This window comes from Bacillus sp. TCT6 (genome assembly GCF_056033845.1).
Window position 1 is genome coordinate 1,991,178 of the sequence record NZ_JBVYHX010000001.1, and the last position, 13,568, is coordinate 2,004,745.

At 34.5% G+C, this 13,568-nt stretch carries 12 protein-coding genes; 9 read left to right on the forward strand and 3 right to left on the reverse strand.

The genetic code is table 11. The features are described 5' to 3' along the window. Positions 1 to 126: 126 nt before the first annotated feature. Positions 127 to 1,182, reverse strand: coding sequence for an enoyl-CoA hydratase/isomerase family protein (locus tag AC0ONG_RS10225; RefSeq protein ID WP_000134894.1), 1,056 nt, complete (start codon positions 1,180 to 1,182; stop codon positions 127 to 129). Positions 1,183 to 1,512: 330 nt separating this feature from the next. Between AC0ONG_RS10225 and AC0ONG_RS10230 the strand changes: the two genes are divergently transcribed. The 4 genes from AC0ONG_RS10230 to AC0ONG_RS10245 all read left to right on the forward strand — a co-directional run bounded on the left by AC0ONG_RS10230 (position 1,513) and on the right by AC0ONG_RS10245 (position 6,453). After that, on the forward strand, positions 1,513 to 1,770 hold the full coding sequence (locus AC0ONG_RS10230; protein ID WP_001119404.1) for a hypothetical protein: 258 nt from the start codon (positions 1,513 to 1,515) through the stop codon (positions 1,768 to 1,770). A 184-nt stretch (positions 1,771 to 1,954) separates the two neighbouring features. Then, positions 1,955 to 2,194, forward strand: a complete 240-nt coding sequence (locus AC0ONG_RS10235) for a DUF2584 family protein (RefSeq protein WP_000667344.1) — start codon at positions 1,955 to 1,957, stop codon at positions 2,192 to 2,194. 15 nt (positions 2,195 to 2,209) lie between these two features. After that, positions 2,210 to 3,367, forward strand: coding sequence for an exonuclease SbcCD subunit D (locus tag AC0ONG_RS10240; protein WP_153599051.1), 1,158 nt, complete (start codon positions 2,210 to 2,212; stop codon positions 3,365 to 3,367). Further along, a complete protein-coding gene (locus tag AC0ONG_RS10245; protein ID WP_001247460.1) occupies positions 3,364 to 6,453 on the forward strand; it encodes an AAA family ATPase in 3,090 nt (1,029 codons plus the stop codon). Before AC0ONG_RS10240 ends, AC0ONG_RS10245 begins: the two co-directional genes overlap by 4 nt. A 105-nt stretch (positions 6,454 to 6,558) precedes the next feature. On the opposite strand, the gene AC0ONG_RS10250 is transcribed toward AC0ONG_RS10245, so the two are convergent. Next, positions 6,559 to 6,732, reverse strand: coding sequence for a hypothetical protein (locus tag AC0ONG_RS10250; protein WP_001141667.1), 174 nt, complete (start codon positions 6,730 to 6,732; stop codon positions 6,559 to 6,561). Positions 6,733 to 7,063: 331 nt separating this feature from the next. Here AC0ONG_RS10250 and AC0ONG_RS10255 point away from each other — a divergent pair, with 331 nt between their 5' ends. Continuing rightward, on the forward strand, positions 7,064 to 7,363 hold the full coding sequence (locus tag AC0ONG_RS10255) for an ArsR/SmtB family transcription factor (RefSeq protein ID WP_000214801.1): 300 nt from the start codon (positions 7,064 to 7,066) through the stop codon (positions 7,361 to 7,363). 58 nt (positions 7,364 to 7,421) lie between these two features. On the opposite strand, the gene AC0ONG_RS10260 is transcribed toward AC0ONG_RS10255, so the two are convergent. Beyond that, on the reverse strand, positions 7,422 to 7,607 hold the full coding sequence (locus tag AC0ONG_RS10260; protein ID WP_000646793.1) for a YkvS family protein: 186 nt from the start codon (positions 7,605 to 7,607) through the stop codon (positions 7,422 to 7,424). Between the two features lie 466 nt (positions 7,608 to 8,073). Between AC0ONG_RS10260 and AC0ONG_RS10265 the strand changes: the two genes are divergently transcribed. From AC0ONG_RS10265 to AC0ONG_RS10280, 4 genes are all read left to right on the forward strand, one after another. Next, the gene (locus tag AC0ONG_RS10265; RefSeq protein ID WP_136996586.1) at positions 8,074 to 9,276 is read left to right on the forward strand and encodes an L-lactate MFS transporter; all 1,203 of its coding nucleotides are present in this window, start codon (positions 8,074 to 8,076) and stop codon (positions 9,274 to 9,276) included. A gap of 644 nt (positions 9,277 to 9,920) precedes the next feature. After that, the gene (dhbA, locus tag AC0ONG_RS10270; RefSeq protein WP_001048419.1) at positions 9,921 to 10,706 is read left to right on the forward strand and encodes a 2,3-dihydro-2,3-dihydroxybenzoate dehydrogenase; all 786 of its coding nucleotides are present in this window, start codon (positions 9,921 to 9,923) and stop codon (positions 10,704 to 10,706) included. A gap of 25 nt (positions 10,707 to 10,731) precedes the next feature. After that, the gene (dhbC, locus tag AC0ONG_RS10275; RefSeq protein WP_001289294.1) at positions 10,732 to 11,931 is read left to right on the forward strand and encodes an isochorismate synthase DhbC; all 1,200 of its coding nucleotides are present in this window, start codon (positions 10,732 to 10,734) and stop codon (positions 11,929 to 11,931) included. A gap of 12 nt (positions 11,932 to 11,943) precedes the next feature. Then, entirely contained in the window at positions 11,944 to 13,560 is a 1,617-nt protein-coding gene (locus tag AC0ONG_RS10280; RefSeq protein WP_000960115.1) for a (2,3-dihydroxybenzoyl)adenylate synthase, read from the forward strand. The last annotated feature ends 8 nt before the right edge of the window (positions 13,561 to 13,568 follow it).

Consider the following 13,568-nt stretch of genomic DNA (forward strand, 5'->3'; position numbering starts at 1 on the left):
ACTACTATATAGCCTCGATTTTATCCCGCTATTTGCGGGTAGTAAGATTTCCACCGCACAAGATTTAGCTGAAGCAAAGAAGTTAGGTGGGGGATGAACAAAACACCCACGCATTACAGTTTCATTTTATGCATTAAGTAAGTTAAAGAAACGATTCACATCTTCTTCTGAAACGTCACTTAACTGTTTATATTTATAATTCGGATTTTGATCTTTATCAACGACAACGGAGCGTACTCCTTCGAAGAAATCTTCATGTCTCATGAAATTTTTAGCAAGTATAAGGTCCGTAGCGAAGCATTCTTCAACGGATTTATCTTGTCCATCAATAAACTGTTTTAAGGTTACTTTTAGTGAAATAGGGGATTTTGATAACAGTGTTTCTTTTGTTTTTAGAGCAAAGGAACTTTCATCTTTCTCCAATGAATGGATGATTTCTTCAATTGTATCGAAAGCAAAATGTGAATTGATTGCTTCTAATGAAGGAGTCAGCTCGCTTTCTAAGTTTGGAGCAGTTGCAAATGTACGAATAACTTCTTTTAAATTAGTATGTACATCATCTTCTTTATGCCAATTTACACTTTCAAGTTCAGTAAGAAACTCTGGTAATGAATCAGATGTCATAAAGTAATCAGCAGCATTAATAAATAATACGTCAGAAGCTTTTAAAATAGATGCTGTTAAAGCAACGAAGCGTCCTGTATATCCAGGTGCTTTATTTAAGAAATATGCAGCTCCGACGTCTGGGAAGAAGCCGATATTCATCTCTGGCATTGCCCATTTCGTACGCTCAGTTACAATGCGATACTTCGCACCATTTGTAAGACCGACACCACCGCCCATTACAATTCCATCTAAACAAGCAATAATCGGTTTTGTATATTGATAAATATATGTATCAATTTCATACTCTTCTTCAAAAAAACGTTCTGCATGTTGCAATGCCACTTCATTGGAACGCGCTTCATAAAGAGTTTTAATGTCGCCGCCTGCACAAAAACCTTTTGTGCCAGCACCTTTTAACACGATAAGTGCAATACGCTCATCGTGTTCCCACTCTTTAAGTTTTTGTCCGATAGGTTGTAACATGTCATAAGATAAAGAATTAAGTGCTTTTGGACGGTTTAAAGTAATTGTTGCAACGCCGTTTTCACTAATAGAAAATAAAACGTGTTCAGTCATAATGCATCCTCCCTTACATATCTTCTTATTCTTAATTCTTGATATGTACTGAAATGTCCTTTATAAATTTTGTCAAAAGTTGACGGTAAATATTAATTTGGTCACCGCATATTTTGACGAGTTATCTTTGCAGGATTTCAGAGACTAAGGGGGAATATTACAACATTACTGTAAGTGTAATTATTTGAAGTTATAATGATAAAAACGCTATTATATAGGTGTGAATTGTTCATTATCAATTCTAAAAAGAGTGTTTGAAGAAAAAATGAATCGTACAATTGTAATAAAAAACTTTACACTGAATTAGAAATAGAGAAAGGAGAAATCGGAATGCCAGGACCTTTACTATTGTCGGTTATTATTTTGTCTTTTTTAATGATAGGAATAACGCAGTATTTTCATCATACAGATACGACAGAAGAAGTGAAGGATAAAGTACGTCTCGTATTTCCGATTTTTATAATATCTATTTCATTCTGTATTTTATTAAATAAAGATGGGTACATTGTCGCAGTGTTCTCATTTTTCGTCGCAATCGTTTTAATTACCGTTTTATATTATGTAATGAAAGACTTTATACAAAAATAAAGATGTCATAATAGGCATTTTTATTTTGGAGAAAATATAAAATTTCACATACCGTATTTTATATAAAATACATGAAGTATATAACAATAGAAAAGTGTGTACTTTGCTGTGTATGTACTTGTCAATCTTGCATAGCCACTATACTATTAAAATGTAGAGATTATAAAAAGGGGTTGTATCTATCATGAAATTTGAGATGCACACAAAAATTATTTCAAATGAAAAAGAAGTAAGATTACATATTGAAGAAAATATATTTCAATTAATATTGGATGGTTATCACTTATTTACAATTCAAGAAATATTGCCTTTATATAAATCAAATGAAGAAAGAATTGGAAGTGCAACGATATTGAAGCTAGAGTGGGAGAACGGAAAAACTACAATAAACTATCAACTCGTTTCACTAAAATCAGTAAATTAAAAGGAGTAGAAAAATATGAAGTTATTTCATACAGCGGATTGGCATTTAGGTAAGCTTGTTCATGGCGTGTATATGACTGAAGACCAAAAGATTGTATTAGATCAGTTTGTACAGGCGGTTGAAGAAGAAAAACCAGATGCCGTAATTATTGCAGGGGATTTATATGATCGAGCAATTCCACCTACAGAAGCAGTAGACTTATTAAATGATGTGCTGCAAAAAATAGTTATTGAATTACAAACACCAGTTATTGCAGTAGCTGGTAATCATGATAGTCCGGATCGTATCCATTTTGGAAGTGGTTTAATGAAAAAACAGGGATTACATATTGTAGGTCAATTTCAATTCCCGTATGAACCTGTCGTACTAAATGATGAATATGGAGAGGTTCACTTCCATCTAATACCGTATGCAGACCCAAGCATAGTGAGGCACGTGTTGAAAAATGAAGACGTACGTTCTCATGATGATGCGATGCGCATTTTTATGAATGAGCTCTCTGAAACGATGGATAAAGAAGCTAGACATGTATTTGTTGGACATGCATTTATAACTTCTTCAGGAGAAGCGGAGGAGAATACAAGTGATGCAGAACGACCACTTTCAATTGGTGGTGCTGAATATGTAAATAGTCATTATTTTGATAAGTTTCATTACACAGCGCTTGGACATTTACATCAAGCGCATTTCGTACGTAATGAGACGATTCGATATTCTGGTTCACCACTTGCCTATTCTATTTCTGAAGAGAAACATAAAAAAGGTTATTACATTGTAGAAATGAATGAAACCGGTGAAGTAGCAATTGAAAAAAGGTTACTTTCACCACGTCGTAAAATGCGAACAGTAGAAGCGAAAATAGATGAATTATTACAGCACCCAGTAAGTGAAGATTACGTATTTGTAAAATTATTAGACGAAAACCCTGTCTTACAGCCGATGGAGAAAATACGATCTGTATATCCAAATGCAATGCACGTTGAAAGAGCGATGCAAAGGCGAGAACTCACAGATACAAATGAAGTAACTGTTTCAAGACATAAAACGGATGATTTATCTCTTTTAAAGGCTTTCTATAAAGAAATGAAAGGGTTAGATTTATCAGAAGAGAAAGAACGCCTATTTATAGATGTATTACAAACAGTGCAAGAACGGGAAGGTGAACGAGGATGAGACCGATTCAGCTTATTATGACAGCATTCGGGCCATATAAACAGAAAGAAGTAATCGATTTTGAAGATCTTGGAGAACATCGTATTTTCGCTATTTCTGGGAATACAGGAGCTGGAAAAACAACGATTTTTGATGCGATTTGTTATGTGTTATATGGTGAGGCTAGTGGAGAAGAACGTAGTGATACGAGCATGCTTCGAAGTCAATTTGCTGATGATAATGTTTATACAAGTGTTGAACTAACCTTTCAGTTAAAAGGGAAACGCTATGAAATAAAACGACAACTTGGACATAAAAAACAAGGGAACAAGACGATCACAGGACATGCAGTAGAATTATATGAAGTTATTGATGGAGAAAACGTTCCAGCCGTCGATCGTTTTCATGTAACAGACGTAAACAAAAAAGTGGAAGATTTAATTGGGTTAAGTAAACATCAATTTAGCCAAATTGTTATGTTACCCCAAGGGGAATTCCGAAAACTATTAACATCTGAGACGGAAAACAAAGAAGAGATTTTACGTCGTATTTTTAAAACGGATCGTTATAAATTAATGCGTGAGTTACTTGATCAAAAGAGAAAACAATGGAAAGATGTCTTGCAAGAAAAACAAAAAGAGAGAGAGCTCTATTTCCGTAATGTTTTTAAATTACCAATCCGTGATGGAGCATTATTAGAGACATTAGTGGCACAAGAACATGTAAATACGCATCAAGTAGTAGAAGCGTTAGAACAAGAAACAACCGTGTATAAAGCAGAGGTTGAGCAATTACAAGTAGAACAAGATGTTCAAACGAAGCAATTAAAGGATGCAGAAACACGTTTTCATGCAGCAAAATCTATAAATGAGAAATTTATAGATTTACAACAAAAGAATGAGAAATATAACACTTTACAAGAGAACCGTGCAGCAATTGAAAGGAAAGAAAAATCCTTTAAACGTGCGGAACAAGCAAAGCGCTTATTACCATTTGAACAATGGTATGAAGAAGCGATGGAAAATGAGCAGAAAGTTGAAAGTTTGTTAAAACAGATAATTGTCAAACAAGAACAGATAATGAACAGCTTTGAACTTGCTAAGGAGAAGTATGAAGTAGTAAAGAATAAAGAAGCTGAACGAGAAGAGGCTAAAAAACTTGTTCAAAGATTAGAAGAGTTACAAGCAATCATTGAATCATTAGCTGAGAGAAAGCTGAATTTACAAAATGCCGAAATTCAAATAGGGAAATTAAAAGAAAGTATGCAAAAGTTAGATCAACAACTAGAAGAGCATACAAACCAAAAACAGAGAATGTCTGATGAATTGCAGCAATTAGAACAAGCACTTGAGCAATATGTAGCTAAAGTAGAAGAACTAACGAATATGCGAGAAGATGCAAAAGTTTTAAAGCAAGCATATGATGTTTGGCAAGAAAAACAAAAATTCGAGCAAGAAAAAGAAGCGGCAACTAATAAAATGCAAGTGGCAGTTCGTGCATATGAAAACATGGAGCGCCGCTGGTTAAGTGAACAAGCTGGTATATTAGCTCTTCATTTACATGACGGTGAATCTTGTCCGGTATGTGGTAGTACGAATCATCCACAAAAAGCTACAGAGCAAAGTAATGCGATCGATGAAAAAGAGTTAAACGATTTAAGAGATAAGAAGAACATTGCTGAAAAATTACATGTGCAAGTAGAGGAGAAATGGAATTTCTATCGACTACAATATGAACAAGTGATAGAAGAAGTTGTGAAGCGCGGCTACAATTCGGAAAAATTAGCTGAAACATATAGTGCACTTGTTCAAAAAGGAAAACAATTAGCTGCAGACGTGAATACGTTAAAAGCAAGTGAAGAAACACGTAAGCAGATTGCTGCGAACATGAAAAGCGTAGAAGAAAAAATAGAAGAACTTCAGAAACAAAAACGAGAAATGGAAACAATGCAGCACCGTACAGAAATGGAGTGTATGCAACTTCGTACGTCATATGAACATGATAAACGAAATATTCCAGAAAGCTTACAAACAGTACAAGCTTGGAAAGTACAGTTTGACCAAGCTATGCAGGAACTTAGGTTACTGGAGGACGAATGGAAGAAAGTGCAGGAAGCGTATCAGCATTGGCAAAATGAAAATATACGTATTCAAGCTGAACAAAAAGGTGCTTCTAATCAATTTGAAAGTGCAAAATTAAAGAAAGAAGAGACTTTCGCACGCTTTATGAAAGAGCTAGAACAAAGTGGGTTTACAGATCAATTCACGTATAAAGAAGCCAAATTAAGCGATGCCGAGATGGAGATGTTACAAAAAGAAATTCAAGGTTATTATTCATCGCTTGAAGTGCTTGCAAAACAAATCGAAGAGTTAAACTCAGAATTAAAAGATAAAGAGTATATGGATATTACATCTTTAGGTGAACACATAAAAGAACTAGAAATTAATCTCGATATCATTAAAGAAAAACGTCAACGTGCGCAAAATGCGGTAACATATATTTCTGATTTACATGAAAACATTAGACGTATTGACGAACAAATTCACGAGGAAGAAAAAGCCTTCCAAGAACTTGTTGATTTATATGAAGTAATGAAAGGTGATAACGAAAGTCGTATATCATTTGAACGTTACATCCTAATTGAGTATTTAGAACAAATTGTTCAAATCGCAAACGAACGACTACGTAAATTATCAAATGGACAATTTTATTTAAAACGAAGTGAGCGAGTTGAAAAGAGAAACCGTCAAAGTGGATTAGGATTAGATGTGTACGATGCATACACTGGTCAAACACGTGATGTAAAAACATTATCTGGCGGAGAGAAATTTAACGCATCACTTTGCTTAGCGCTAGGAATGGCAGATGTAATTCAGGCATATGAAGGTGGTATTTCCATCGAAACGATGTTCATCGATGAAGGGTTCGGTTCATTAGATGAAGAATCATTAACGAAAGCAGTAGATGCCTTAATTGACTTACAAAAATCAGGCCGATTTATCGGTGTCATTTCACACGTACAAGAGCTGAAAAACGCAATGCCGGCTGTATTAGAAGTAACGAAGCAGAAGGATGGGTGTAGTCAGACTAGGTTTGTGGTGAAGTAAGCCTAGAAAATGGAGTAGGGAACCTACCGATACTTTTAGTGTCATATGTATGAATAATAAAACGTCGTCTCTTCATTGGAGACGACGTTTTATTTTATAAAATATCTATGAATTATCTGTAGAAGGCGGCGTATTCTCTAAACGATTATAAGTTTTAAAGGCTGAAATTGCCGAGATAACTCCGCCTACTAAAAATAAAGCGGATCCTCCAACTAAGATGATACGACTGACATATGTTTCCCGTGCTTCTTCGACTTCTTCTTGTAACGCTGTAGGCATATGAATTCCCCTTTATAAAAGTTGTTTTATAAATAGTATATACAAACGCCTAAAATGTGTTAAAATAACTGATGATTTTATGCAGTGGGTAATTAGATGAGTAGGATGCGAGTGGCTAAATAAATCTTCATCACAAATTTATGCGAACTTCACATAGAGCACATATTAACATTGTATTATGTATATGTACCAAATAAATAAAGTGAATGTAAGTTCTGTTTTCAAAAATTTAAAATCCTTTTATTTCTATATGAAAGTTTTAATCAAGGGTTTTAAAAAATTTGGAAATAGATCTTATGAATATGGAATTCATATAAAAGGGGAATGTCTTATGACAACATATACGAGTGAAATGAGAAAAACTTTAGTTTCAGAAGAAGATGTAGATATTTTAAAAATTATGGCGCATCCAATCCGCCTGCAAATTGTAAATGAATTAAGTACGAGAAAAACTTGTAATGTAACACAATTAACAGAGTTACTGAATATTCCGCAATCTACTGTTTCACAACATTTATCAAAAATGAAGGGTAAAGTGTTACGAGCAGAGAGAAGAGGTTTAGAAATTTATTATCATATTAACAATTTAAAAGCGAGTAAGATTGTTAATGTTTTAGGGTATATAAACTAGTGAAATATTTTTATATAAAATAGCCCCTGCTGTTGAGCAGGGGCTATTTTGTATTGTTTTATGTATTTGTATTTAAAACTTTATAGTTTTTATGATTTACAATTGTTCGATCAAATTCAAAAGTACCACCGCTTACATTTGTAATTTCAACTAAGACCGATTCAGTATAAAGTTTTAGTACAGATCCTGTAATCTTTAAATTGTTTCGTTGAAAAAGTATAGTATCCCCTACGTTTGCTTTCATAGTACCTCCTTAAAGACAGAAATATTTTTTATTATATATATTAAACCACGGATAGATATATTAGTGAATATTTAGTTTTATTTATTGGAAAAAAATTTGTGATTTTATAAAAAATAAGGTACATCGAAGTATAAAAATTTTTTCTACTTGTAAAGGGAAATTTTAATTTAGCAATTGTATAACATGAGACATAATTTTTATAAAAGAAGATGATAAAACAGTTGTAAGTTGTATTGAAGCTAAACATTATAAAAGCTACTTATGTATTTAATCAGTAGTTTTTTGTATTTCGTCCTTCGTTTTCTGTAACTGATTCCATGTTTTTGACGCTCTATCTTGTAAGTGCTTACATAGGCGGAAACATCTTATACAATGAAGGTGTTAAATCAAAAGAGGTGACCAAAATGAACATAAAAAAAGTAAATTTAGCGAATAGCATTGAAATAGAAAGAGGAGGCGGAAAGGTATGAAAAAATCAACTGTTAATCCATGGTTTGTTGTTCTTGGCACAGTTATAGTACAGATGGGGCTTGGAACGATATATACATGGAGTTTATTCAATCAGCCTTTAGTTAGTAAATATGGTTGGAGTCTTAACGCTGTTGCGATAACTTTCTCAATTACTAGTCTTTCTTTAGCATTTTCAACTTTATTTGCGAGTAAATTGCAAGAAAAATGGGGACTTCGTAAACTTATTATGATAGCTGGATTAGCATTAGGACTAGGATTAATACTTAGTTCACAAGCGTCCTCATTAATATTGCTTTATGTACTAGCAGGAGTTGTTGTAGGTTATGCAGATGGTACAGCATATATCACTTCACTATCAAATTTAATAAAGTGGTTTCCGGAGCGTAAAGGTTTAATTGCTGGTATTTCTGTCTCTGCATATGGTTCAGGTAGCTTAATTTTTAAATATGTTAACGCACAGTTGATTGAATCAGTTGGTGTATCGCAAGCATTTATATACTGGGGTTTAATTGTTACAGCTATGATTGTAATTGGTGCTTGTTTAATCCATCAAGCCGCAGATCAAGGAGCAGTTCATGAAACAAAAACTAAGGAATACACAACGAAAGAAATGTTAGGCACAAAACAAGTATACTTATTATTTATAATGTTATTTACATCATGTATGAGTGGCTTATACTTAATTGGTATGGTAAAAGACATTGGTGTTCAACTTGTGGGACTTAGCGCAGCAACAGCAGCTAATGCGGTGGCTATGGTTGCAATCTTTAATACATTAGGTCGTATTATTTTAGGACCGTTATCGGATAAAATTGGTCGTTTAAAAATCGTTACTGGTACTTTTGTTGTTATGGCGAGTTCAGTTTTAGTTCTAGGTTTTGTAGATTTAAATTATGGTATTTACTTCGTATGTGTAGCAAGTGTAGCGTTTTGCTTTGGTGGAAATATCACTATTTTCCCAGCTATTGTTGGTGATTTCTTCGGTATGAAAAACCATAGTAAGAACTATGGAATTGTGTATCAAGGATTTGGATTTGGGGCGCTTGCAGGTTCCTTTATCGGTGCACTTCTGGGTGGATTCAAACCAACGTTCATGGTGATTGGTGTATTATGTGTCGTGTCATTCATTATCGCAATTTTAATTCAAGCACCTAAACATAAAAAAGAACAAGAAGAAGAGTATCGCAGCGTAGCATAAGTATATAAATCTTCTATAACACTATGATTACGAAAAAGCATCCTATTCTATTAATTAGGATGCTTTTTTTATGAGTTATTTTAACAAGGTTAAATTACTTTTTGGATTTTTATAGATGTAAAAGTGAGTGAAGTACTTATTTGGATTATATTGGAATATAATAAATTAATACATCGCATTCAAAATATATATTAAATCTTAAATAATAAAGAAGACATTCATTAGTATTTGCAAGATTTGTTTTCAGAAAAATATTGAGAAAATATATACTTGAGTTTTTCATAAAGCGTTGTAAATGAACGTAGCTCTAGTTTATCTTCTTCAATTTTAAAAAGAGAAGTTTGAATTTTATTTATAATATAAGTACTTTTAATGCGTTTACATATGATTTTATTAAGAAACATTAAAATGCTTTATCTGAAAAATAAAAAAAGATTGACAAGTTTATTGAGAAACATTATCATTTAGGTGTAAGATAGTAAATGAAAAACATTATCAATAAAATAGATTTTAAAGTAATGCGCACTTGACCAATTAGTTTAGTAAGTGTATTATTTTTTACAACGCTGATGATAATGAAAATCAATATCATTATTATTAGTGTTACTTAATGAAATTAATGTTTATGTGAAAGGATAGAGAAAATGAACTTAGGGGAATTTGATGGGAAAACAGTTTTAGTAACAGGTGCAGCACAAGGCATAGGCAGTGTCGTTGCCGAAATGTTTTTAGAAAGAGGAGCCACAGTTATTGCGGTTGATCAAAATGAAGAGGGGTTAAATGTACTCTTAAATCAAAATGAATTAAATAAAACACGTATGAAAACGTTTCGTTTAGATGTGAGTGATAGCACTGCTGTTGAAGACATTGTAAATCATATTGCAAATGAAATAGCGCCAATAGATATTTTAGTAAACGTTGCAGGGGTTTTACGTATGGGAGCAATTCATTCGTTAAGTGATGAAGATTGGAATAAAACATTCTCTGTAAATACTACAGGGGTTTTCAATATGTCCCGAGCGGTAAGTAAAAATATGATGTTAAGAAAATCAGGGGCAATTGTTACAGTCGGTTCAAATGCGGCAAATACGCCGAGAATGGAGATGGCTGCGTATGCTGCGTCAAAGGCTGCAACAACGATGTTTATGAAGTGTTTAGGATTAGAGCTTGCAGCATACAATATACGCTGCAACTTAGTTTCTCCAGGTTCTACTGAAACTGAGATGCAAAGATTACTATGGGCTGATGAGAATGGAGCTAAAAATATAATTGCTGGTTCTCAAAATACATATAGACTCGGAATTCCATTACAAAAAATTGCACAACCTTCAGAAGTTGCTGAAGCAGTGTTATTTTTAGCTTCAGATAGAGCAAGTCATATTACAATGCACAATTTATGTGTCGATGGCGGTGCTACGTTAGGAGTTTAATAAAAATTCAGGAGGTTATTATATTATGAGTGAACATACAGCTGTAAAGGAATTGTCAGAAAAACTTTTAGAAGATTATAAGACTGAATCTTCGTTCTTTTTTGCTTCACCAACTCGAACGATATTAGCAGAAGGAGAGTTTACTACAGTAAAGCATCGTGAAATTGAAAGTTTCCCAGAGCTTGTGCAAGCGACATTAAGTAATGCGAAACAAGCTGGAAATCCAAATCCTATTGTTATGGGTGCTTTGCCATTTGATCGTAGAAAAGAAGTCCAACTTATCGTACCAGAATATAGTAGAATTTCTGAGCGTTTACAATTGGATACAACCAATCAGCTTGAAACAAATGAGAACGTAACATTTGAAATGACGCCAGTACCAGAACCTGAAGTTTATATGAATGGTGTGAAGCAAGGAATTAAAAAAATACAGGACGGTGATTTGAAGAAAATCGTTCTATCTAGATCGTTAGATGTTAAATCTTCCGAAAAGATTGATAAGCAAAAACTTTTGCGAGAATTAGCAGAGCATAATAAGCATGGTTATACATTTGCTGTAAATTTACCGAAAGATGAAAAAGAGAACAGTAAGACGCTAATTGGAGCAAGCCCTGAATTACTTGTTTCACGTAATGGTATGCAAGTTATTTCTAACCCGTTAGCTGGTTCAAGGCCACGTAGTGAGGACCCAGTAGAAGATAAAAGAAGAGCAGAGGAATTACTTTCTTCGCCAAAAGATTTACATGAACATGCGGTAGTAGTTGAAGCGGTTGCCGCTGCACTTCGTCCGTATTGTCATACATTACATGTTCCAGAAAAGCCATCAGTTATTCATAGTGAAGCGATGTGGCATTTGTCTACAGAAGTGAAAGGTGAACTTAAGGATCCAAATACTTCTTCTTTACAATTAGCAATTGCCCTTCATCCTACGCCAGCAGTTTGCGGAACTCCGATGGAAAAAGCAAGAGAGGCTATACAGCATATTGAGCCATTTGACCGCGAGTTCTTTACAGGAATGCTAGGATGGAGCGATTTAAATGGAGATGGAGAATGGATTGTTACAATTCGTTGTGCTGAAGTACAAGAAAATACACTTCGTTTATATGCAGGAGCTGGAGTTGTTGCTGAGTCAAAACCAGAAGATGAGTTAGCAGAAACATCAGCTAAGTTCCAAACAATGCTAAAAGCTTTAGGGTTAAGAGATAGTTCACTTAATGAAAAATAGGGGGAAGAAAGAATGCTAGTAGGTTATACAGAATGGCCAAAAGAATTTGCCGATCGTTACCGAGAAGCAGGATGTTGGCTTGGTGAAACATTTGGAGGAGTGTTAAGAGAGCGAGCTGAGAAATATGGAGATCAAATCGCGGTTGTAAGCGGTAAGACGCATGTAACGTACAGTGAACTTGATAAAAAGGTAGATCGTTTAGCAGCAGGTTTACTGAATTTAGGAATAAAGAAAGAGGACAGAGTTGTAATCCAGTTACCTAACATTATCGAGTTTTTCGAAATATGTTTTGCACTATTTCGAATTGGAGCGCTTCCTGTCTTTGCACTGCCTTCACATCGAAGTAGTGAAATTAGTTATTTTTGTGAGTTTGGTGAGGCGAGCGCTTACGTTATTTCAGATAAGGCCCTCGGTTTTGATTATCGAAAACTAGCAAGAGAAGTGAAAGAGAAAGTGCCAACTTTACAACATGTAATTGTAGTGGGAGAAGAGGAAGAGTTTGTGAACATAAATGATCTGTATATGGATCCTATCTCATTGCCAGAAGTTCAGCCCAGTGATGTTGCATTTCTCCAATTATCAGGAGGGACAACAGGTCTTTCTAAATTAATTCCTAGAACACATGATGACTATATTTATAGTTTACGTGTTAGCGCTGAAATTTGTAATTTGAATGCAGAAAGCGTCTATATGACAGTTCTTCCAGTAGCACACAATTATCCAATGAGTTCTCCAGGAACATTTGGAACTTTCTATGCGGGTGGAAAAGTGGTATTGGCAACTGGTGGTAGCCCAGATGAGGCATTTGCTCTTATCGAAGAAGAAAAAGTTACAATTACAGCGCTCGTTCCGCCATTAGCAATGATTTGGCTTGATGCTGCATCTTCTCGTAATGCCGATTTATCGAGCCTAGAGGTTATTCAAGTAGGTGGTGCTAAGTTTAGTGCTGAGGTTGCAAAACGTATACGCCCTACATTTGGATGTACGTTACAGCAAGTATTCGGTATGGCGGAAGGATTAGTGAACTATACAAGATTAGACGATCCGGAAGAAATTATTATTCATACACAAGGTAGACCAATGTCTGCACACGATGAAGTACGAGTTGTTGATGAAAATGACAACGATGTAAAACCTGGCGAAGTAGGTAGTTTATTAACACGAGGTCCATATACAATTCGTGGTTACTATAAAGCCGAAGAGCATAATGCACGATCATTTACAAAGGATGGATTTTATCGCACAGGAGATCTTGTAAAAGTAAATGAACAAGGATACATCATTGTAGAAGGAAGAGATAAAGATCAAATTAACCGTGGTGGTGAGAAAGTTGCTGCGGAAGAAGTTGAAAATCATCTATTAGCACACGATGCGGTTCATGACGTAGCAATTGTATCTATGCCTGACGATTATTTAGGTGAACGCACCTGTGCTTTTGTTATAGCTCGCGGACAAGTTCCAACTGTAAGTGAATTAAAAATGTTTTTAAGAGAACGTGGTATAGCGGCTTATAAAATTCCAGATCGAATTGAATTTATTGAATCATTCCCGCAAACAGGAGTCGGAAAAGTCAGCAAAAAAGAACTACGTAAAGTCATTGCTGAAAAACTTATTACAGTAAAACAATAATAAAAACC